14 protein-coding genes are annotated in these 19,478 nt (G+C 58.8%); 10 read left to right on the forward strand and 4 right to left on the reverse strand.

The genetic code is table 11. The annotated features are described in order from the left end of the window. Positions 1–88: 88 nt before the first annotated feature. Entirely contained in the window at positions 89–1,498 is a 1,410-nt protein-coding gene (locus ACSFE6_RS07755; RefSeq protein WP_435427052.1) for an MATE family efflux transporter, read from the reverse strand. Positions 1,499–1,752: 254 nt separating this feature from the next. On the opposite strand from ACSFE6_RS07755, the gene pdxB reads away from it, so the two are divergent. After that, positions 1,753–2,895 carry a 4-phosphoerythronate dehydrogenase PdxB gene (gene pdxB, locus ACSFE6_RS07760; protein WP_435427053.1) on the forward strand — a complete coding sequence of 381 codons (1,143 nt, stop codon included), beginning with the start codon at positions 1,753–1,755 and terminating at the stop codon, positions 2,893–2,895. Positions 2,896–3,056: 161 nt separating this feature from the next. Here pdxB and ACSFE6_RS07765 read toward each other — a convergent pair whose 3' ends face one another. Continuing rightward, positions 3,057–3,236: a PA1571 family protein gene (locus ACSFE6_RS07765; RefSeq protein WP_435427054.1), complete on the reverse strand. Its 180-nt coding sequence runs from the start codon at positions 3,234–3,236 to the stop codon at positions 3,057–3,059. A gap of 250 nt (positions 3,237–3,486) precedes the next feature. On the opposite strand from ACSFE6_RS07765, the gene ACSFE6_RS07770 reads away from it, so the two are divergent. Further along, positions 3,487–5,274: an ABC transporter transmembrane domain-containing protein gene (locus tag ACSFE6_RS07770; RefSeq protein ID WP_435427098.1), complete on the forward strand. Its 1,788-nt coding sequence runs from the start codon at positions 3,487–3,489 to the stop codon at positions 5,272–5,274. A gap of 99 nt (positions 5,275–5,373) precedes the next feature. Here ACSFE6_RS07770 and ACSFE6_RS07775 read toward each other — a convergent pair whose 3' ends face one another. Beyond that, positions 5,374–7,302, reverse strand: coding sequence for a transglycosylase SLT domain-containing protein (locus tag ACSFE6_RS07775; RefSeq protein ID WP_435427055.1), 1,929 nt, complete (start codon positions 7,300–7,302; stop codon positions 5,374–5,376). A 213-nt stretch (positions 7,303–7,515) separates the two neighbouring features. Between ACSFE6_RS07775 and ACSFE6_RS07780 the strand changes: the two genes are divergently transcribed. Next, positions 7,516–9,435, forward strand: a complete 1,920-nt coding sequence (locus ACSFE6_RS07780; protein WP_435427056.1) for an ATP-binding cassette domain-containing protein — start codon at positions 7,516–7,518, stop codon at positions 9,433–9,435. A gap of 186 nt (positions 9,436–9,621) precedes the next feature. Here the strand turns inward: ACSFE6_RS07780 and ACSFE6_RS07785 are convergent, their stop codons facing one another. Beyond that, positions 9,622–10,062: a universal stress protein gene (locus ACSFE6_RS07785; RefSeq protein WP_435427057.1), complete on the reverse strand. Its 441-nt coding sequence runs from the start codon at positions 10,060–10,062 to the stop codon at positions 9,622–9,624. 104 nt (positions 10,063–10,166) lie between these two features. On the opposite strand from ACSFE6_RS07785, the gene ACSFE6_RS07790 reads away from it, so the two are divergent. From ACSFE6_RS07790 to ACSFE6_RS07820, 7 genes are all read left to right on the forward strand, one after another. After that, positions 10,167–10,604 (forward strand): hypothetical protein, encoded by a 438-nt coding sequence (locus tag ACSFE6_RS07790; protein ID WP_435427058.1) that lies wholly within the window; start codon positions 10,167–10,169, stop codon positions 10,602–10,604. Between the two features lie 608 nt (positions 10,605–11,212). Beyond that, positions 11,213–13,360, forward strand: coding sequence for a fatty acid oxidation complex subunit alpha FadB (fadB, locus tag ACSFE6_RS07795; RefSeq protein ID WP_435427059.1), 2,148 nt, complete (start codon positions 11,213–11,215; stop codon positions 13,358–13,360). A gap of 29 nt (positions 13,361–13,389) precedes the next feature. After that, positions 13,390–14,565: an acetyl-CoA C-acyltransferase FadA gene (fadA, locus tag ACSFE6_RS07800; RefSeq protein WP_435427060.1), complete on the forward strand. Its 1,176-nt coding sequence runs from the start codon at positions 13,390–13,392 to the stop codon at positions 14,563–14,565. Positions 14,566–14,663: 98 nt separating this feature from the next. Beyond that, a complete protein-coding gene (locus ACSFE6_RS07805; RefSeq protein ID WP_007986363.1) occupies positions 14,664–14,900 on the forward strand; it encodes a DUF1653 domain-containing protein in 237 nt (78 codons plus the stop codon). Positions 14,901–15,014: 114 nt separating this feature from the next. Further along, complete coding sequence (gene topA, locus ACSFE6_RS07810; protein WP_435427061.1) at positions 15,015–17,642, forward strand: type I DNA topoisomerase; 2,628 nt, start codon at positions 15,015–15,017, stop codon at positions 17,640–17,642. Positions 17,643–17,867: 225 nt separating this feature from the next. After that, positions 17,868–18,392: a DUF6586 family protein gene (locus ACSFE6_RS07815; protein ID WP_435427062.1), complete on the forward strand. Its 525-nt coding sequence runs from the start codon at positions 17,868–17,870 to the stop codon at positions 18,390–18,392. A gap of 50 nt (positions 18,393–18,442) precedes the next feature. After that, on the forward strand, positions 18,443–19,477 hold the full coding sequence (locus ACSFE6_RS07820; protein WP_435427063.1) for a hypothetical protein: 1,035 nt from the start codon (positions 18,443–18,445) through the stop codon (positions 19,475–19,477). Position 19,478 lies beyond the last annotated feature (1 nt).

Below are 19,478 nucleotides of genomic sequence, written 5' to 3' on the forward strand. Positions count from 1 at the left end.
AGGCGATCTGTCAATCAACATCGATGGTGTCTGACCTGGTCTCTTCGCGAGCGGGCTCGCTCCCACAGTTTTTTGTCCCGTCTGAAGCTCAGGCTGCGGATTGGCTGCTGCGAATCCGTTTGCGCGCACTGCGCGTCAGTCGAATCGACAGCATCAGCGCCGCACAACTCAGGCCCGCGATCAAACCTTCCCACAGCCCGCTCGGGCCGCTGGCCGGACCGAACCAATCCGTCAGCCCCAGCACATAGCCCACCGGCAGACCGATGCCCCAGTAGGCGAACAGCGTCAGGATCATCGTCACCCGGGTGTCCTGATAGCCACGCAGCGCGCCGGCGCAGATCACCTGGATCGCGTCGGAGAACTGATACAGCGCAGCGTAGACAATCAACATCGACGCAATCTGGATCACGGTCCTGTCGGGCGTGTAGATCGAAGCGATAGGTTCGCGCAGCAACATGATCAGGCTGGCCGAGAACGCGGCAAACACCAGGGCCGCGCCGAGCCCGACCTTCGCCGCAAAGCGCGCCTGCCAAGGGTTGCCGGCGCCCAAAGCCTGGCCGACCCTGACCGTCACCGCCATGCCCAGGGAATAAGGAATCATGAACAGCAGCGAGCTGATGTTCAGGGCGATCTGGTGCCCAGCTACGACAGTGGACCCGAGGCTGCCGATCAACAGCGCAATGACCGCGAAGATGCTGGACTCGGCAAACACAGCGATACCAATCGGCAGGCCGATACTCACCAGGCGTTTGATCACCGTCCACTGTGGGCGCTCGAAACGCGCCAGCACACGGGTGCGGGCATAGAAGGGCGCCCGGCAGGTCCAGCCGGCCATGCTCAACGCCATGAACCACATCACGATGCCGCTGGCCCAGCCGCAACCGACGCCGCCCAGGGCAGGCAGGCCGAAATGACCATAGATCAGTGCATAGTTCAGCGGGATATTCAGCAACAAACCGCACAGGCCGATGACCATGCTTGGCCGGGTGCGGCCCATGCCGTCGCTGTAGCAGCGCAGTACATAGTAGAAAGCAATGCCTGGCAGGCCGAAGGCGATACCGTGCAGGTAGCCCATGCTCGGCTCAATCAACTGTGGATCGACTTTCATCCAGTGCAGAATCGGCTCGGCGCTAAGTAGCAAGCTGCTGCCGATCAGTCCGACACACAGTGCCAGCCACAGTGCCTGGCGTACCAGTGGAGCGATTTCGTCATGCTGCGATGCCCCGAAGCGTTGGGCGACCTTGGGTGTGGTGGCCAGCAGAACGCCCGACATTAGCAGGTAGACCGGAATCCAGATCGAATTGCCCAGGGCCACCGAAGCCAGGTCCCGTGGACTGACACGGCCGGCCATGACGGCATCGACAAAGCCCATGGCGGTCGTGGCCAGTTGCGCGATCATGATCGGCAACGCCAGCCCCAGCAGGCCTTTGAGTTCCAGGCGAACCGGTGTCGTGCGAGGGGCGGTGGTTGGGGCGGTGGTGTCAGTCACGGAATTCACAGGCGAAGCGTCCAGAGGATTTTGATGCGCAAGGCCGCGCATTCTACGCGTTGACGCAACGGTCAGGAAAAGACTGTGTTGGGGATTTGTAATTACACATGCCCCTGTAGGAGCGAGCTTGCTCGCGATGGTGGATAACGATAACGCACGCTTCCTGATTCAACGCGGTGCCTTCAACGCCATCGCGAGCAAGCACGCTCCTACACAGCGATGCATTCTGCGCCTACACTGCCAACCCGCCAAAGGAGCCTGCCATGCTGATTGTTGCCGATGAAAATATTCCCCTGCTTGATGCGTTCTTCGAAGGTTTTGGCGAAATCCGCCGGGTGCCGGGGCGTTCCATCGACCGAGCCACCGTCGAGCAGGCCGATGTCTTGCTGGTGCGATCGGTGACCAACGTCAACCGCGCATTGCTCGAAGGTAGCAAGGTGCGGTTTGTCGGCACTTGCACCATCGGCACTGATCACCTGGACCTGGACTACTTTCAGCAGGCCGGTATCACCTGGTCCAGTGCGCCGGGCTGCAACGCCCGGGGCGTGGTCGACTATGTGCTGGGCAGCCTGCTGACCCTGGCCGAAATCGAAGGGGTCGACCTGACGGGGCGTACCTACGGCGTAGTCGGAGCGGGTGAGGTGGGTGGTCGATTGGTCAAGGTCCTGCAAGGACTGGGTTGGAAGGTATTGGTTTGCGATCCGCCACGGCAAGCCGACGAGGGCGGTGATTACGTCAGCCTCGAGGAGATCATCGAGCAGTGCGACGTGATCAGCCTGCACACACCGCTGACCAAGAAAGGCCCGCAATCGACCTGGCACCTGTTCGATAAAAAACGCTTGAACCAACTCAAGCCCGGCACCTGGCTGATCAACGCCAGTCGCGGTCCGGTGGTCAATAACGCCGCGTTGCGCGATGTAATGCTCGAGCGCGAGGATCTGCAAGCCGTGCTGGACGTCTGGGAAGGCGAGCCGGAGGTCGATGTGGCGCTGGCCGAGCTTTGTGTACTGGCGACGCCGCACATTGCCGGGTATAGCCTGGATGGCAAGCAGCGTGGCACGGCGCAAATTTATCAGGCGTTCTGCGATTTTCTCGGGCAACCGGCCACGGTCAGCTTGAAGGATCTTCTGCCTGCACCCTGGTTATCGCAAGTGACCTTGAGCGCTGAAAGCGACCCGGCCTGGGCGCTGGCGATGTTGTGCCGCGGGGTCTACGACCCGCGCCGTGACGATGCGGACTTTCGCCGCAGTCTTGTCGGCAGTGTGACCGAGCAGCGGGCGGCGTTCGATGTGTTGCGCAAGAACTACCCGTCGCGGCGTGAGATCGACGGGTTGCAGGTCCGGATCGACGGGGAAGCTCTTGCATTGCGGCAGATTGTGGCGGCGTTGGGGGCGACGGAGGTTTAGAGACCGGGTTGGCCCCTTCGCGAGCAGGCTCGCTCCCACAGGATCTTCGTCGAGCCCTTGTGGGAGCGAGCCTGCTCGCGAAGGGTCGCGGCACAAATCTGATGTGAACAGATATAAAAAACCCGGCCAACCAGGGCCGGGTCAAGAAGACGGTGGCTATATCACTTTTGTTCGGCAGGCTTGACCAATCGCTCTTCCAGTTCCCGGCAAGCGGTCTGGATCATGTCTTCAGTGATCGGTACTTCGCGGCCCTTTTCATCGACGATCGAGCAACCCAGAGACTGATCTCGTTTCGGGCGGATCACTGGAACGGTGACATCGCTGCTGTTTTGCAAGGACATGGCCTGTCTCCTCATCAGGTGTGTGCTCACTGTAGAACCGCCAAGTGACCAGGCTGTGACAACTCCCTGCGATCGTTTCATGGCGGCAACACCAGTCCACCAGAAATACCGTGACGTTGCCACCCGGACTTTAGACCAATAGCGTCTAGGGTCTAGTGTTGGCGGTCATAATTAACCTGACTCATTGTGATTTACCAAGTTCCACCCCATTGAGCGGTGTAGGGTGAACCTGTCAATTGCTCCGCTCTGGATGATGCCAATGCTCTCTGTCCGACACCGCCGTGCGATTCGCCTGGCCAGCCGTTTCATTGCGCCGTATCGCTGGCATGCGTTTGGTGCGTTGCTCGCATTGATCGTCACGGCGGGCATTACCTTGTCCATGGGGCAGGGTATTCGCCTGTTGGTGGATCAGGGCTTCATGACCCAGTCACCGCACCTGCTTAACCAGTCCATCGGGCTGTTCATGCTGCTGGTGCTCGGTCTGGCGCTGGGCACATTTGCCCGGTTTTACCTGGTGTCATGGATCGGCGAGCGTTGCGTTGCGGACATCCGTCGTCAGGTGTTCAACCATCTGATTTACCTGCACCCGGGTTTCTACGAAAACAATCGCAGTTCCGAGATCCAGTCACGGCTGACCGCTGACACCACGCTGCTGCAATCGGTGATCGGTTCTTCGTTGTCGATGTTCCTGCGTAATTTGCTGATGGTGATTGGCGGGATCGTGCTGCTGTTTATCACCAACCCCAAGCTCACCAGCATAGTTGTAGTCGCCTTGCCGCTGGTGATCGCGCCGATCCTCGTCTTCGGTCGCCGGGTGCGCAACCTGTCGCGCCTGAGCCAGGACCGGATCGCCGATATCGGCAGCTATGTCTCCGAAACCCTGGGACAGATCAAGACCGTGCAAGCCTATAACCATCAGGGCCAGGATGAGCAGCGTTTTGCCGTGACCGTGGAAGAGGCGTTCGATACTGCGCGCAAGCGCATTTTTCAGCGAGCCTGGCTGATTACCCTGGTAATCGTACTGGTGCTGGGTGCCGTGGGTGTCATGCTCTGGGTCGGCGGTATGGATGTGATTGCCGGGCGGATCTCCGCCGGTGAGCTGGCGGCGTTTGTCTTCTATAGCCTGATCGTCGGCAGTGCGTTCGGCACCTTGAGTGAAGTGATTGGCGAACTGCAGCGAGCGGCAGGCGCGGCAGAGCGGATCGCTGAACTGTTGCGTTCGGAAAACATCATCCTGCCGCCGAGCCGCGATGGGGTGGCCTTGCCCCCTCGGGTGAGGGGCGATCTGCTGTTGCAGGATGTGCGTTTTTCCTACCCGTCACGCCCCGAAAGCTATGCCGTCGATGGTCTGAGCCTGACGGTCAGGGCTGGCGAAACCCTGGCGTTGGTCGGCCCGTCCGGTGCTGGCAAGTCGACGGTTTATGACCTGCTGCTGCGTTTCTACGACCCCGCTGAAGGCCGTATCCTGCTCGATGGCGTGCCTTTGACACAGCTAGATCCATTGGACCTGCGCCGCTGTTTCGCCCTGGTGTCGCAAACCCCCGCGCTGTTTTTCGGCAGCATCGAAGACAACATCCGCTATGGCAACCCGACGGCAACGCTGGCTGAAGTTCAGGAGGCGGCAAAAATCGCTTACGCCCACGACTTTATTGAAGCCATGCCCAACGGCTACCAGACCCATTTGGGGGACGCTGGCCTCGGTTTGTCCGGTGGGCAACGCCAGCGCCTGGCCATCGCCCGGGCGTTGCTGGTGGATGCGCCCATCCTGCTGCTGGACGAAGCCACCAGCGCCCTCGATGCCCAGAGCGAACACCTGATCCAGCAGGCTCTGCCGAGCCTGATGAAAAACCGTACCACCCTGGTCATCGCCCATCGCTTGGCGACGGTTAAAAACGCCGACCGTATCGCGGTGATGGATCAGGGGAGGCTGGTGGCTGTGGGGACACATCAGGAGCTGATTGCCAGCAATGCGCTGTATGCGCGGTTGGCCGCGTTGCAATTCAGTGATGGATTAATCAACGCAGGGGAGCCCCTGTAGGAGCGAGCCTGCTCGCGATGGTCGTCAACGATGACGCGGGATGCCTGGCACCCAGCGGCGCTCTAACATTCATCGCGAGCGTGCTCGCTCCTACAGCGATCATTGATCGTCGAAGTACCGTTCATGCCAATCCACCAGCGGTTGCGGTGAATTGAGTTTCTGGCCGTAGATCACCGAGTAAGACAGCACGTTCTGTACATACTGGCGGGTTTCGTCGAACGGGATGCTTTCTACCCATACGTCAAAACTCAAGTGATCCGCACCGCGCAGCCACTGGCGTACGCGACCGGGGCCGGCGTTGTAGGCAGCCGAGGCGAGGACGCGGTTGCCGTTGAACTGGCTGTGGACCTGGCTCAGGTACGCGGCGCCGAGCTGGATGTTTTTGTCCGGGTCGAATAACTGCTGCGGCGAAGCGTAAGGAATGCTGAACTTGCGTGAAGTTTCCTTGGCGGTAGCGGGCATCAGTTGCATCAGGCCTGAGGCACCGACACCGGAGCGGGCGTCGTCCATGAAGGCGCTTTCCTGGCGGGTGATGGCGAATACCCAGCTCGAATGCAGGCCACGATTCTTGGCCTCACGCACCAGTGTATTGCGGTGGGCCATCGGGAAGCGGATATCCAGATCATCCCAATACTGTGCCTGACTGATGGTGCGGATGGCCGGGAAATACCATTTCAGGTCGTAGGCCAGTTTTGCCTGGGCGACCATCTCGTCACGGCTGAAGTGGCGGCTGACGTGGTACCACTCGCGGCGGCCGTCCACGATCTGCCCTCGTGCATGGAACTCCAGGGCGCGGCGTATACCAGGGGTGTTGCGCACTTTGTTGATGGTCGCCTGGCTCAGAACCAGCGGTTTATTGATCAACGAGTAAGGCGACTGCGAACGGTCGGCGGCGAGGAAACCATAGAAATCGCGCTCGCGAGCAAGGCTTTTATAGAGGTTTTGCGCTTCCGGATTCTGCGGTTGCGCCAGTTCCAGGCTGCGGGCCTGCCAATAGCGCCAGCGGTTGGTGGTGGCCAGGTCCTGAGGAAGGCGACGGGTCAATTGATACGCATCGTCCCAGCGGGCCAGGCGCAGGAGCAAACGCAGACGCCATTCCGACACGGTATTGTCGCGCAATTCAGGGTCGTACTTGGTCATCACGTCCAGCGCGCGGCTGTCGAAGCGCCGAGCGAGGGTCAAGCCGATTTCCCGGGCGATGGCCACTTTTTCGTCGCGGGAGAAGTGCATGCTGCTGGCATAGCCATCAAGCAGTGCCATGGCCTTGTCCGGGTCCTGGCGGGCAAGACGGCGCAGGCCAAGGCTGACGATGTCCGACATCGGCTCGTCGGCCGGTGTGAAGCGCGACGGCTGGTTGAGCAATTCGGGCTTTTGCGCCACATCGACCAACAGGCGACCGCGAGGGGCGAGGCTGGTCAAACCGTTGACCAGGCTGTTGGCCAGCGGATAGTTGCGTGCCTGGGCCGCGAGTTTGGCGCGCTCCCAGCGTTTCTGCTCGGTCAACTGGCCTTCGGCGGCCCACATGCCGAACAGCGCGTCGCAGGCCTCGGGTTGGGATTTTCCGGTCAGCCAGAGTTTGTTGGCGTTGGCGTAACCTTCGGACTTGAGGTTGTGGCTGATCTGATACTGCGCATTCAGGCAGTCCAGTTCAGTGAAGTTCATCTTGGGGTCGTAGTACTTGACGAAGGTCGCCCAGTCTCCGCGATCGGCCAGCCAGCGCAACCAGCGCAGTTTCATCCAGTTGGCCTGTGGCAGGTCACCGTGTTCGGCGAGGAATTTTTCGATTTCGGCATTGCTCGCGGTTTTCAAGCGCGCGGTCAGCTCGTCATACGCCAGATAGGGCTCCAGCGGATAATCGGCCAAGGCTTGGCTGTAACGGAAGTAAGGGCCGGAATCACCCTTGGCCAGGGCGCGCTTGGCCTCATCGTAATATTGGCGTTGTGTGGACAGGTCCACCGCCTGGGCGGATTGAACGGCAGCGGCAGAGAGTAAAAAACAGGACAAAAGATTGAGAAGGCGACTGCGCATGAGACGTCCGGACAGAGAAATCATGACAAGTGCGGGCGATGCCGACACTGAATTATCCGTAGCTTAGCCTTTTGCCAGCAGCGGGTGAAAGGTTTGCGGACCTGTCTGCATCAGTTCGCAACATTTGTTGTGCAGAGTGCTTCGACAGTGAAATTGCCGGCCTTCTGAAGCCTCGATTCAGGTAGAATGCGCGCCCGGTTTTTGGAGAAGCTCATGACCCTGCTCAAATTCAGCGATGTGTCCCTTGCTTTCGGCGCTATGCCGTTGTTGGACAAGGTGTCCTGGCAGATCGCCCGTGGAGAGCGGGTGTGCATCATCGGCCGCAACGGCACTGGCAAGTCCAGCATGATGAAGCTCGTCAAGGGCGACCAGAAGCCCGACGACGGCTCCGTTTGGCGCACACCCGGCCTCAAGATCGGCGAATTGCCGCAAGAATTGCCGGTAGCCGACGAGCGGACAGTGTTCGACGTCGTGGCCGAAGGCCTCGACGGTGTCGGTGCCTTGCTGGCCGAATATCACCACCTGAGCCAGAACATCGTCACCGACGCCGACCTGGACAAACTGATGCACGTCCAGCACGACCTCGAAGCCCGCGATGGCTGGCGTTTGCAAACCCTGGTCGACAGCACCCTCAGCCGCCTGCAGCTGCCGGCCGACAAGACCCTCGCCGAATTGTCCGGTGGCTGGCGTCGTCGCGTCCTGCTGGCCCAGGCCCTGGTGTCCGAACCGGATCTGCTGCTGCTCGACGAGCCGACCAACCACCTGGACATCGGTGCGATCGCCTGGCTCGAAGAAGCCCTGAAGGATTTCCAGGGCGCCGTGCTGTTCATCACCCACGACCGTTCCTTCCTGCAAAACCTCGCGACCCGCATCCTCGAGCTGGATCGTGGTGGCCTGATCGACTGGAACGGCGACTACGCCAGTTTCCTTGTGCATAAAGAAGCCGCGCTCGCTGCCGAAGAAACCGCCAACGCGTTGTTCGACAAACGCCTTGCCCAGGAAGAAGTGTGGATTCGCCAGGGCATCAAGGCCCGACGTACCCGTAACGAAGGCCGTGTGCGTGCCTTGAAAGCGCTGCGCGTGGAGCGCAGCGAGCGTCGCGAGCGCACCGGCAAGGCCAACATCCAGCTGGAAACCGCCGAGAAGTCAGGCAAGCAGGTCATGGTGCTGGACAACGTCAGCTTTGCGCATCCAGGCGGCCCATTCCTGATCAAGGATTTCTCCATGGTGCTGCAGCGCGGCGACCGCATCGGTCTGCTCGGCGCCAACGGTACCGGCAAGACCACGCTGCTGAAACTGATGCTCAGCGGTTTGCAACCGACCAGTGGCAAAGTGGAAGAGGGCACGAAGATCGACGTTGCTTACTTCGACCAATTGCGTCACCAGCTGGATCTGGAAAAGACCGTGATCGACAACGTCGCCGAAGGTCGCGACTTCATCGAGATCGACGGCCAGAGCCGCCACGTGTTGAGCTACCTGGGCGACTTCCTGTTCAGCCCGCAGCGTGCCCGCACGCCGGTCAAGGCGCTGTCCGGTGGCGAGCGTGCCCGCCTGTTGCTGGCCAGGCTGTTCAGCAAGCCGGCGAACCTGCTGGTCCTCGACGAACCGACCAACGACCTCGACGTCGAAACCCTCGAGCTGCTGGAAGAGGTCTTGCTGACATTCAGCGGTACCGTGCTGATGGTCAGCCACGACCGGGCATTCCTCGACAACGTAGTGACCAGCACCTTGGTCTTCGAAGGCGAAGGCAAGGTCCGCGAATACGTCGGCGGTTATCAGGACTGGCTGCGTCAGGGCGGCTCGCCGCGCCTGCTGGGCGTGACTGAAAGCAAATCCGGCAAGGCCGACCTGAATTCCGCTGTGGTCAAAGCCGAGCCTGCGCCTGTCGCGGCCGTCGTCGAAGCACCGGCCGCCAAGAAGAAACTCAGCTACAAGTTGCAGCGCGAGCTGGAAGCGTTGCCAGGGCAGATCGAAGCGATGGAGCAGCAGATCGCTGCTGTTGAGGCGCAGATGGCGGATGCCGGATTCTACCTGCGTCCGGCTGCCGAGACGGCAGCGGTGATCGAACAGTTGTCGCAGTTGCAGGCCGAACTTGATGTGATGGTCGAGCGCTGGGCTGAACTGGATGCCTGATTGATCCTGCTTTAAAAAAGCCCGCTGTAGGAGCGAGCATGCTCGCGATGGTCGTCAACGATGACGATTGAAACCTGACACCCCGCGGTGTTCTCAGGTCCATCGCGAGCACGCTCGCTCCTACAGTGAATCCATGGTGATCATTTAGATCGCATCCAATACGAGCATTCCGCCGCTCGCGTATTGTCAGCTTTTGCTTTGCAAGCGCACCGCCAGCACATCACAAGGTGCGCCGTGTAATACGTCGTTGGCGGTCGACCCCAGCAGCAATGCCAACCCATGACGGCCATGACTGCCCACGACGATCAAGTCGCAATCCTGCTCCTTGGCCAGGTGGTGAATTTCCTGGCGGGGCTGGCCGTAGGTCAGGTGGCAATTGGCGCCTTGCAGTTCCTCGTACTTGTGCTTCAGCCTTTCGAGGCGCTCCTTGGCCTGATCGAACTGCTGTTGTTGCAGTTGTGACAGGTCCATCGGCACGTCGCCACCAAAGGCCATGGCCATGGGCTCGACAATATGCACCAGGGATAATTTCGCACCGTTGCTCACCGATAGTTCACGAGCGCGGTGGATTACAGGGTCGCACTCTTCGGTTAGATCTACAGCGACCAGAATGTGGTTGTAGGGCATGAGGTGCTCCTCCTGAGGAACGCAATATTGGTAAGTATGGCTGGTTTCAAGCGCATTGGTTCCAAAGTGAACGAATGCGCTCATTCAAAATCGGGAGTACAGATATGACGGTCTGGATAGTGGTGTCAATCCTGCTGGTGGTACTCAGCCCTCTGGCATGGTTGCGACCGTCCCGTCACCAGAGTGGCCGAATGGCCCTGCGCATGGAGGCGCGGCGTATCGGGCTGGCCATGCAATTGGCGCCTCAGGAGTGGCCGCACTGGCTCGGACAGGAGCCACCAAACCCTTGTGCGCAATACCATCGGCCACGACGCGGCACCCAGCCGGCCTGCTGGAGTTATTGGCAAAAGTCGCCGGGTCTGTGGGTGAACCAGTGGCAGGAAGTTTGTGACGATCGAACGCTGCTCAATCATTTCGAAAAATTGCCGGGCAATGTCTATAAGGTCGAAGCCGACAAGCAAATGATTGCTTTGTACTGGGGTGAGAAAGGCGAAGCCGAGGTGTTGCAGCACATCGATGCCACCCTCAAGGCGCTCGCCTGACCACCGATTTCCCTGTGGGAGCGAGCCTGCTCGCGATGGTCGTCAACGATGACGAGAAAAACCTGACTCTCCGTGGTGTTCTCAGGTTCATCGCGAGCAGGCTCGCTCCCACAGTTTTTTGCAGGCAATAAAAAGCCCGACAGCAGCATCGGGCGGGGATTGGCCAGGCAGGCCGGTAATTCGGTTTGGGCTGATTGCTTGGCATTCGCCAAATGCGTTCAAATTTTCCCTGAAGTCCCGCCAGCATAGCCTGTTAAACAAAGGCTGCAGTGAATTAGGGCGACTTTTCTAATGATTGATCCTATGAATGTCTATACATGCAACCGCGTGTTGCAGGCCTTCGTCTTACAGAAATGACCGCAAAGTCGCATTTCAACCCGCATTTTGGGCGATTGACAATTGTCGGAAATTCCGTGAAGGTGGCGTACCCAAATCAAACGGGCGTATGAATTGAGCGTTTGTTTATAAGGCGCTCCTACAGAATCCCGACTATCGCGTTGGCGGGTGTGCCGGGTGGATAGGCGTAGCATCGACGATTGAAGTCCCTGCGAAGCCTTCGCCTGCGTCCGACGTGTACTGTTCAGCTTCCATATCGTGGAGATCAGTTGATGATTTACGAAGGTAAAGCCATCACGGTTAAGGCTCTTGAAAGTGGCATCGTCGAACTGAAGTTCGACCTCAAGGGTGAGTCCGTCAACAAGTTCAACCGTCTAACCCTGAACGAACTGCGTCAGGCCGTAGACACCATCAAGGCAGATGCTTCGATCAAGGGTGTGATCGTCAGCAGTGGCAAGGACGTATTCATCGTCGGCGCCGACATCACCGAATTTGTCGACAACTTCAAGCTGCCGGATGCAGAGCTTGTTGCTGGCAACCTCGAAGCCAACAGGATTTTCAGCGATTTCGAAGACCTCAACGTCCCGACTGTCGCCGCGATCAATGGCATCGCGTTGGGTGGCGGTCTGGAAATGTGCCTGGCGGCGGACTACCGCGTCATGTCCACCAAGGCCAAGATCGGTCTGCCGGAAGTCAAGCTGGGCATCTACCCGGGCTTCGGCGGTACCGTACGTCTACCGCGCCTGATCGGTGCCGACAACGCCATCGAGTGGATTGCCGCCGGTAAGGAAAACCGTCCTGAAGACGCGCTGAAAGTCGGTGCCGTCGATGCCGTGGTTGCCCCTGAAAAACTGCAGGATGCCGCGCTGGAACTGATCAAACGCGCCATTTCCGGCGAATTCGATTACAAGGCCAAGCGCCAGCCGAAGCTGGAAAAGCTCAAGCTGAACGCTATCGAACAAATGATGGCTTTCGAAACCGCCAAAGGTTTTGTGGCCGGCCAGGCGGGCCCGAACTACCCGGCCCCGGTCGAGGCGATCAAGACCATCCAGAAAGCCGCGAACTTCGGTCGCGACAAGGCGCTGGAAGTTGAAGCCGCCGGTTTCGTCAAACTGGCCAAGACCTCTGCCGCGCAGAGCCTGGTCGGCCTGTTCCTGAACGATCAGGAACTGAAGAAAAAGGCCAAGGCCTACGATGAAATCGCCAAGGACGTGAAGCAGGCCGCTGTACTGGGCGCTGGCATCATGGGTGGCGGCATCGCCTATCAGTCGGCTTCCAAGGGGACGCCGATCCTGATGAAAGACATCAACGAACACGGCATCGAGCAGGGGCTGGCCGAAGCCGCCAAGTTGCTGGTTGGTCGCGTTGATAAAGGTCGCATGACTGCTGCGAAAATGGCTGAAGTGCTCAACGGCATTCGTCCGACCCTGTCTTACGGAGACTTCGGTCACGTAGACCTGGTAGTTGAAGCGGTCGTCGAGAACCCGAAGGTCAAGCAAGCCGTTCTGGCTGAAGTTGAAGCTCAGGTCAAAGAAGGCACCATCCTTGCCTCGAACACCTCGACCATTTCCATCAGCCTGCTGGCCAAGGCCCTCAAGCACCCGGAAAACTTCGTCGGCATGCACTTCTTCAACCCGGTGCACATGATGCCGCTGGTGGAAGTGATCCGTGGCGAGAAGTCCAGCGAGCTGGCGGTCGCCACCACCGTTGCCTACGCCAAGAAAATGGGCAAGAACCCGATCGTGGTCAACGACTGCCCGGGCTTCCTGGTCAACCGCGTACTGTTCCCGTACTTCGGCGGTTTCGCCAAGCTGGTCAGCGCCGGTGTCGACTTCGTGCGCATCGACAAGGTCATGGAAAAATTCGGCTGGCCGATGGGCCCGGCATACCTGATGGACGTGGTCGGTATCGACACTGGCCACCACGGTCGCGACGTGATGGCTGAAGGCTTCCCGGACCGCATGAAAGACGACAGTCGCTCGGCTGTAGACGTGCTCTACGAAGCCAAGCGCCTGGGTCAGAAGAACGGCAAGGGCTTCTACGCCTACGAGACCGACAAGAAGGGCAAGCAGAAGAAAGTCGCCGATCCGTCGGTACTGGAAGTGCTCAAGCCAATCGTCTTTGAGCAGCGCGAAGTCACTGACGAAGACATCATCAACTGGATGATGATCCCGCTGTGCCTGGAAACCGTGCGTTGCCTGGAAGACGGCATTGTCGAAACCGCCGCCGAAGCCGACATGGGCCTGGTCTACGGTATTGGTTTCCCTCCATTCCGTGGCGGTGCGCTGCGCTACATCGACTCGATCGGTGTTGCAGAGTTCGTTGCCCTGGCTGACCAGTACGCTGATTTGGGCGCGCTGTACCACCCGACCGCGAAGCTGCGCGAAATGGCCAAAAACGGCCAGAGCTTTTTCGGTTAAGCGCCCCCAACTAGAGTGAGAGTGAACTTATGAGCTTGAATCCTAGAGACGTCGTGATTGTCGACTTCGGTCGTACTCCGATGGGCCGCTCCAAGGGCGGCATGCACCGCAACACCCGCGCCGAAGACATGTCGGCGCACCTGATCAGCAAATTGCTGGAGCGCAACGTCAAGGTCGACCCTAATGAAGTCGAAGACGTAATCTGGGGCTGTGTGAACCAGACCCTGGAACAAGGCTGGAACATCGCCCGCATGGCGTCGCTGATGACCCAGATCCCGCACACCTCGGCCGGCCAGACCGTCAGCCGTCTGTGTGGCTCGTCCATGAGTGCGCTGCACACGGCTGCGCAAGCGATCATGACCGGTAACGGTGACGTCTTCGTCGTCGGCGGCGTCGAGCATATGGGTCATGTGAGCATGATGCACGGTGTCGATCCGAACCCGCACATGTCCCTGTACGCGGCGAAAGCCTCGGGCATGATGGGCCTGACCGCTGAAATGCTGGGTAAAATGCACGGCATCACTCGCGAACAGCAGGATGCTTTCGGCCTGCGCTCCCACCAGCTCGCTCACAAAGCGACCGTGGAAGGCAAGTTCAAAGACGAAATCATCCCGATGCAGGGCTATGACGAGAATGGTTTCCTGAAACTGTTCGACTACGACGAAACCATTCGTCCGGAAACCACCCTGGAAAGCCTGGCGACCTTGAAGCCAGCGTTTAACCCGAAGGGCGGTACCGTGACTGCCGGTACTTCGTCGCAGATCACCGATGGTGCTTCGTGCATGATCGTGATGTCGGCGCAGCGTGCACAGGACCTGGGCATCCAGCCTATGGCGGTGATTCGCTCGATGGCGGTGGCAGGTGTGGATCCGGCGATCATGGGCTATGGTCCAGTACCGGCCACACAAAAAGCATTGAAGCGCGCGGGCCTTGGCATCAACGATATCGACTTCTTCGAGCTCAACGAAGCTTTCGCCGCACAGGCCCTGCCGGTGCTGAAAGATCTGAAAGTGCTCGACAAGATGAACGAGAAGGTTAACCTGCACGGCGGTGCGATCGCCCTGGGTCACCCGTTCGGTTGCTCCGGTGCGCGTATCTCCGGCACTTTGCTCAATGTGATGAAGCAAAATGGCGGCACCTTCGGGGTAGCCACCATGTGCATTGGTCTCGGCCAAGGCATCTCCACCGTCTTCGAACGCGTTTAAGCGTTTCGTTGATGGAAGCCGGGGCCAAGTGCCCCGGTTTTTGTTTTTCCGGATTTATTTTGTTTTTATTTTGAAAAAATTTGAGTGAGGGCCGAAGCATGCCGATACAACCTGGGCTCTACCAACATTACAAAGGCCCGCAGTACCGTGTGTTCAGTGTCGCGCGGCATTCGGAGACAGAGGAAGAAGTGGTCTTTTACCAAGCCCTGTATGGCGATTACGGCTTTTGGGTGCGCCCCTTGAGCATGTTCCTGGAGTCGGTCGAAGTTGACGGCGAACAGGTGCCACGCTTTGCTTTGGTGCAAGCCGAAGAAAGCCTTTTTACCAAGCCATAAGCTGAGTGCGCGCAAGACCCTGCGCTTGACCTCACCTTGTAGCCACTATATATAGCGGTGCCGCGTCAGGCGCCAACCGCCTTTCACTTCTAGAATTCAGGAATTTTCTGATCCATGGGCAAATCGCTGGTCATTGTGGAATCCCCGGCTAAGGCCAAGACCATCAACAAGTATTTGGGCAACGAATACGTGGTGAAGTCGAGTATCGGCCATATCCGAGACCTGCCCACCAGCGGTTCGGCTAGCGCAAGCAAAGAGCCAGCCGCCAAGCGCGGCAAGGCCGCCGCGGGTGAAGCGCCGGCACTGTCGCCGAAAGAAAAGGCGCGCAAGCAGCTGGTCGCTCGCATGGGAGTCGATCCCGATCATGGCTGGAAAGCCAAGTACGAGATCCTTCCGGGCAAGGAAAAGGTCATCGAAGAGCTGCGCCGGCTCGCCAAGGATGCTGACACCATCTATCTCGCAACCGACTTGGATCGCGAGGGGGAAGCCATTGCCTGGCACCTGCGCGAAGCCATCGGTGGTGACGACAGCCGCTACAAGCGCGTGGTGTTCAACGAAATCACCAAGAAGGCGATTCAGGAAGCTTTCTCCGAGCCAGGCGAGCTGGACATAGACCGTGTCAACGCCCAGCAGGCGCGTCGTTTCCTCGATCGCGTGGTGGGTTATATGGTTTCGCCGTTGTTGTGGGCCAAGATCGCTCGCGGTCTGTCCGCTGGCCGAGTGCAGTCGGTAGCCGTAAAGCTGGTGGTCGAGCGTGAGCGTGAAATTCGCGCGTTTATCCCGGAAGAGTACTGGGAAGTTCACGCCGACCTCGGCACCGCCAAAGGCGCCACTGTGCGGTTTGACGTCGCTCGCGAGAAGGGTGAAGCCTTCAAGCCGCTGAACGAAGCCCAGGCCATGGCTGCGCTGGAGAAGCTCAAGGCTTCCAGCTACAGCATCGTCAAGCGTGAAGACAAACCGACCAGCAGCAAGCCGTCGGCACCGTTTATCACTTCCACTCTGCAGCAGGCCGCGAGTAACCGCCTGGGCTTCGGTGTGAAGAAAACCATGATGATGGCCCAGCGTTTGTACGAAGCCGGGTACATCACTTATATGCGTACCGACTCCACCAACCTCTCGGCCGATGCCGTGGCGATGGCGCGTACTTATATTGAGGGCGAGTTCGGCAAGAAGTACCTGCCGGACACTCCGAACGTGTATAGCAGCAAGGAAGGCGCACAAGAGGCTCACGAAGCGATTCGTCCGTCCGACGCCAACACCGTGCCAAGCAAGCTGTCGGGCATGGAGCGTGATGCTGAGCGGCTGTACGAGCTGATCTGGCGTCAGTTCCTCGCTTGCCAGATGCTGCCGGCGCAATACCTGTCGACCACGGTCACCGTCGGTGCCGGCGATTTCGAGTTGCGTGCCAAGGGCCGTATCCTCAAGTTCGACGGTTACACCCGTGTCATGCCGCAAATCGCCAAGCCAGGCGATGACGATGTATTGCCGGACATGGCCCAGGGTGACGCGATGAAGCTGATCAAGCTTGATCCGACCCAGCACTTCACCAAGCCGCCGGCGCGCTACTCGGAAGCCAGCCTTGTAAAGGAAATGGAAAAACGCGGCATCGGTCGTCCTTCGACCTACGCGGCGATTATTTCGACCATCCAGGACCGCGGCTACGTGGCGCTGCACAACCGTCGTTTCTATTCGGAAAAGATGGGTGACATCGTTACCGAGCGTCTGGCCGAGAGCTTCTCCAACCTGATGGACTACGGCTTCACCGCCGGTATGGAAGAGCATCTCGATGACGTGGCCCAGGGCGAACGCGACTGGAAGAACGTACTCGACGAGTTCTACGGCGACTTCAAGAAGAAACTCGAAGTGGCCGAAAGCCCGGACAACGGCATGCGCGCCAACCAGCCGGTCATGACCGACATTCCGTGCACGACTTGCGGCCGTCCGATGCAGATTCGTACCGCGTCGACCGGCGTGTTCCTCGGTTGCTCGGGCTACAGCCTGCCCCCGAAAGAACGCTGCAAAGCCACTGTGAATCTGGTGCCAGGCGATGAAATCGCTGCGGACGACGAAGGTGAGTCGGAGTCGCTGGTGCTGCGCGGCAAGCATCGTTGCCCGATTTGCAGCACGGCGATGGACGCTTACCTGCTCGACGAGAAGCGCAAGTTGCACATCTGCGGTAACAACCCGGATTGCGATGGCTACGAAATCGAAGAAGGTGTGTATCGCATCAAGGGCTATGAAGGTCCGAGCCTGGAGTGCGACAAATGTGGCAGCGAGATGCAGCTCAAGACTGGTCGTTTCGGCAAGTTCTTCGGTTGCACCAACGCGACCTGCAAGAACACCCGCAAGCTGCTGAAAAGCGGTGATGCAGCGCCGCCGAAGATGGACCCGGTGAAGATGCCTGAGCTGAAATGCGAAAAGGTCAACGACACCTACATCCTGCGCGACGGGGCTTCCGGCCTGTTCCTGGCGGCCAGCCAGTTCCCGAAAAACCGCGAGACCCGTGCCCCGCTGGTGATTGAAATCATTCCGCACAAGGATGAGATCGATCCGAAGTACCACTTCCTGTGCGAAGCGCCGAAGAAAGACCCGGACGGCCTCCCAGCCGTGATCCGTTACAGTCGCAAGACCAAGGAGCAATACGTGCAGACGGAAGTCGACGGTAAGCCGACTGGCTGGAAAGCGTATTACGACGGTGGCAAGTGGACCGTTGAAGACAAGCGCCCTGCAGCGAAAGCTTGAAATTGTAGGAGCGAGCATGCTCGCGAAAAACGAAAGGTAACTCGGGTATTCAGATAGCCCGCGTCATCGTTGAAGTCCATCGCGAGCAAGCTCGCTCCTACAAGGCCGCATGGAAACCTACGGGTTTTCATGCGGCCTTTTTGTTTGGGGCTTGCGGTCGAGTCAGGTGATCCATGACACTGTCAGACCTGTGTAAAGCATCATTTCGTTGTGGAGGCTGCCGTCATGGCCCACGAACTTTATACCCGTACCAACCAGAAGATTTATTTCGCCGGCTTGTCGCTGGAAGCACTCGCCAGGGCCGAAGAGGCTCGGACGATGAATTCGTTGGCATTGATTCAGGCGGGTCGCGAATCGGCATTGTTTCACCTGTATGGGGCGCTGCTAGGGCTGTGCCATGAAATCGCCGGCTTTTATCGGTTACCCCAGGCCAATGCGGCCCGGGCCGAATCACTGCTGACCCGCGAAGTGCTGGAAAGTATCGCCATTCCTGAAATGGCCGAGATGGTCGAGCTGGCCAACAATCCGGAAACCTGGCTGGCCAAGCTGCTGGCGGCCCATACCGCGTTGTTTCAGCCGCCACGGGCGCCGCACAAACCCAAGGGCGATGTGACGCAGCCGCTGATTCAGGCTGTAAACCTGAATGAAGAAGAGGCACCTCAAGAGCTGAGTCGGGAGGAGTTGGAGAGCTGGCGTCAGAACCTCAAAAGCCTGGCGTTTCGGTTTCGCGAAGGTTTGAACGAGTGTTGAGCGCATAACTGCATTGGAATCTGCTTGTTTTCGCTCTTCAGGGATGAAGTATGTCTACGGTTTTGCATAACAAAAAACTGCGCCAGTTGATTGAGCAATGTGACGCTCGTGTCGAGGCGGCCACAAGCAAGGCTGACTTGCTTGATGTGATTAAGCAATTGAGGTCATTTGGTGGGACGTTGGCGTACGACAACTCAACTCCAAAGTTGTTTGTGTATGGTGGTTTGGTGTTGGTTGCGGCGGCATTCCTTTTTGTGCCCGTCATCGTACTGGGCATTGCCTTTTTGATTGGTGGCTGGTTGGTCATGGAGAACAGGTCTGGTGCGATCCAGACCCTCTCCAGAGACATCATCCACAAATCATCGTTGTTTACTCATGGATTGACGGAACGTTTCAAGCCCGGCGTGCAGGTGCTCGAGAGGTTGGCCGGTGAGTTCAGGGATTTTCGCAGGGGCTCCTATAGCCGGACGATTCTCAAGACCGCGCAGGGTGTCTACCCTGGAGCTATCCATGAGTTGTCCTTCAGCTATCAGAGTTTGCAATATGTTGATCGGGAAACCTACAAGGTCAGCGTGCCGGATGGAGCGGGTGGTACCAAAGAGGAAACCAGGACGCGAGATCTTGAGTTTGCCCGTTTCAGCCTGGTGCTGGATTTTCCCTGGGTCAAAAATGTAGCCGTGCGCGGTGACCAGCATCGAGCTGTGGACCTTGAGGAGTCACTGGATACAGCTTCCACTGAATTCAACAATGCTTTTTGCCTGACGGGCGCGACCCGGATGACCTGCGCTGTTTTTGCAAAGCCTGCGACTGTGCTGCATCTCCTGCAACTTCGTCAGCAACTCAGTGCCGTCAATCTGGAGTTCTCCGAACAGGGGCGGCTGTGCCTGGGTTTCAGCGATCCCGAGCTTTTGGCTTCAGCCGCAACCGACGGCTTCGATGATTTGCAGGCTTTGGAGCAGCAGGTTGAGGCTGGGATTCGAATGCCTCGTCTGGATCTTTTACTGTCGTGGGTGCATCGCCTGGCCGAATTGCATGACGACAACTTCGCACGTCCGCCAATTTCTTTGAAAGACATGGAGCATTAAA

Origin of the sequence: Pseudomonas baetica (assembly GCF_051216495.1) — a bacterium.
Lineage (GTDB): Bacteria > Pseudomonadota > Gammaproteobacteria > Pseudomonadales > Pseudomonadaceae > Aquipseudomonas > Aquipseudomonas baetica_B.

What these genes read in the sequence shown, in the direction of transcription:
- pdxB (WP_435427053.1), top strand. Translation starts at nt 1,753, where the DNA reads ATGCTGATTGTTGCCGATGAAAATATTCCCCTGCTTGATGCGTTCTTC.
- ACSFE6_RS07765 (WP_435427054.1), bottom strand. Translation starts at nt 3,236, where the DNA reads ATGTCCTTGCAAAACAGCAGCGATGTCACCGTTCCAGTGATCCGCCCG.
- ACSFE6_RS07770 (WP_435427098.1), top strand. Translation starts at nt 3,487, where the DNA reads ATGATGCCAATGCTCTCTGTCCGACACCGCCGTGCGATTCGCCTGGCC.
- ACSFE6_RS07775 (WP_435427055.1), bottom strand. Translation starts at nt 7,302, where the DNA reads ATGCGCAGTCGCCTTCTCAATCTTTTGTCCTGTTTTTTACTCTCTGCC.
- ACSFE6_RS07780 (WP_435427056.1), top strand. Translation starts at nt 7,516, where the DNA reads ATGACCCTGCTCAAATTCAGCGATGTGTCCCTTGCTTTCGGCGCTATG.
- ACSFE6_RS07785 (WP_435427057.1), bottom strand. Translation starts at nt 10,062, where the DNA reads ATGCCCTACAACCACATTCTGGTCGCTGTAGATCTAACCGAAGAGTGC.
- ACSFE6_RS07790 (WP_435427058.1), top strand. Translation starts at nt 10,167, where the DNA reads ATGACGGTCTGGATAGTGGTGTCAATCCTGCTGGTGGTACTCAGCCCT.
- fadB (WP_435427059.1), top strand. Translation starts at nt 11,213, where the DNA reads ATGATTTACGAAGGTAAAGCCATCACGGTTAAGGCTCTTGAAAGTGGC.
- fadA (WP_435427060.1), top strand. Translation starts at nt 13,390, where the DNA reads ATGAGCTTGAATCCTAGAGACGTCGTGATTGTCGACTTCGGTCGTACT.
- ACSFE6_RS07805 (WP_007986363.1), top strand. Translation starts at nt 14,664, where the DNA reads ATGCCGATACAACCTGGGCTCTACCAACATTACAAAGGCCCGCAGTAC.
- topA (WP_435427061.1), top strand. Translation starts at nt 15,015, where the DNA reads ATGGGCAAATCGCTGGTCATTGTGGAATCCCCGGCTAAGGCCAAGACC.
- ACSFE6_RS07815 (WP_435427062.1), top strand. Translation starts at nt 17,868, where the DNA reads ATGGCCCACGAACTTTATACCCGTACCAACCAGAAGATTTATTTCGCC.
- ACSFE6_RS07820 (WP_435427063.1), top strand. Translation starts at nt 18,443, where the DNA reads ATGTCTACGGTTTTGCATAACAAAAAACTGCGCCAGTTGATTGAGCAA.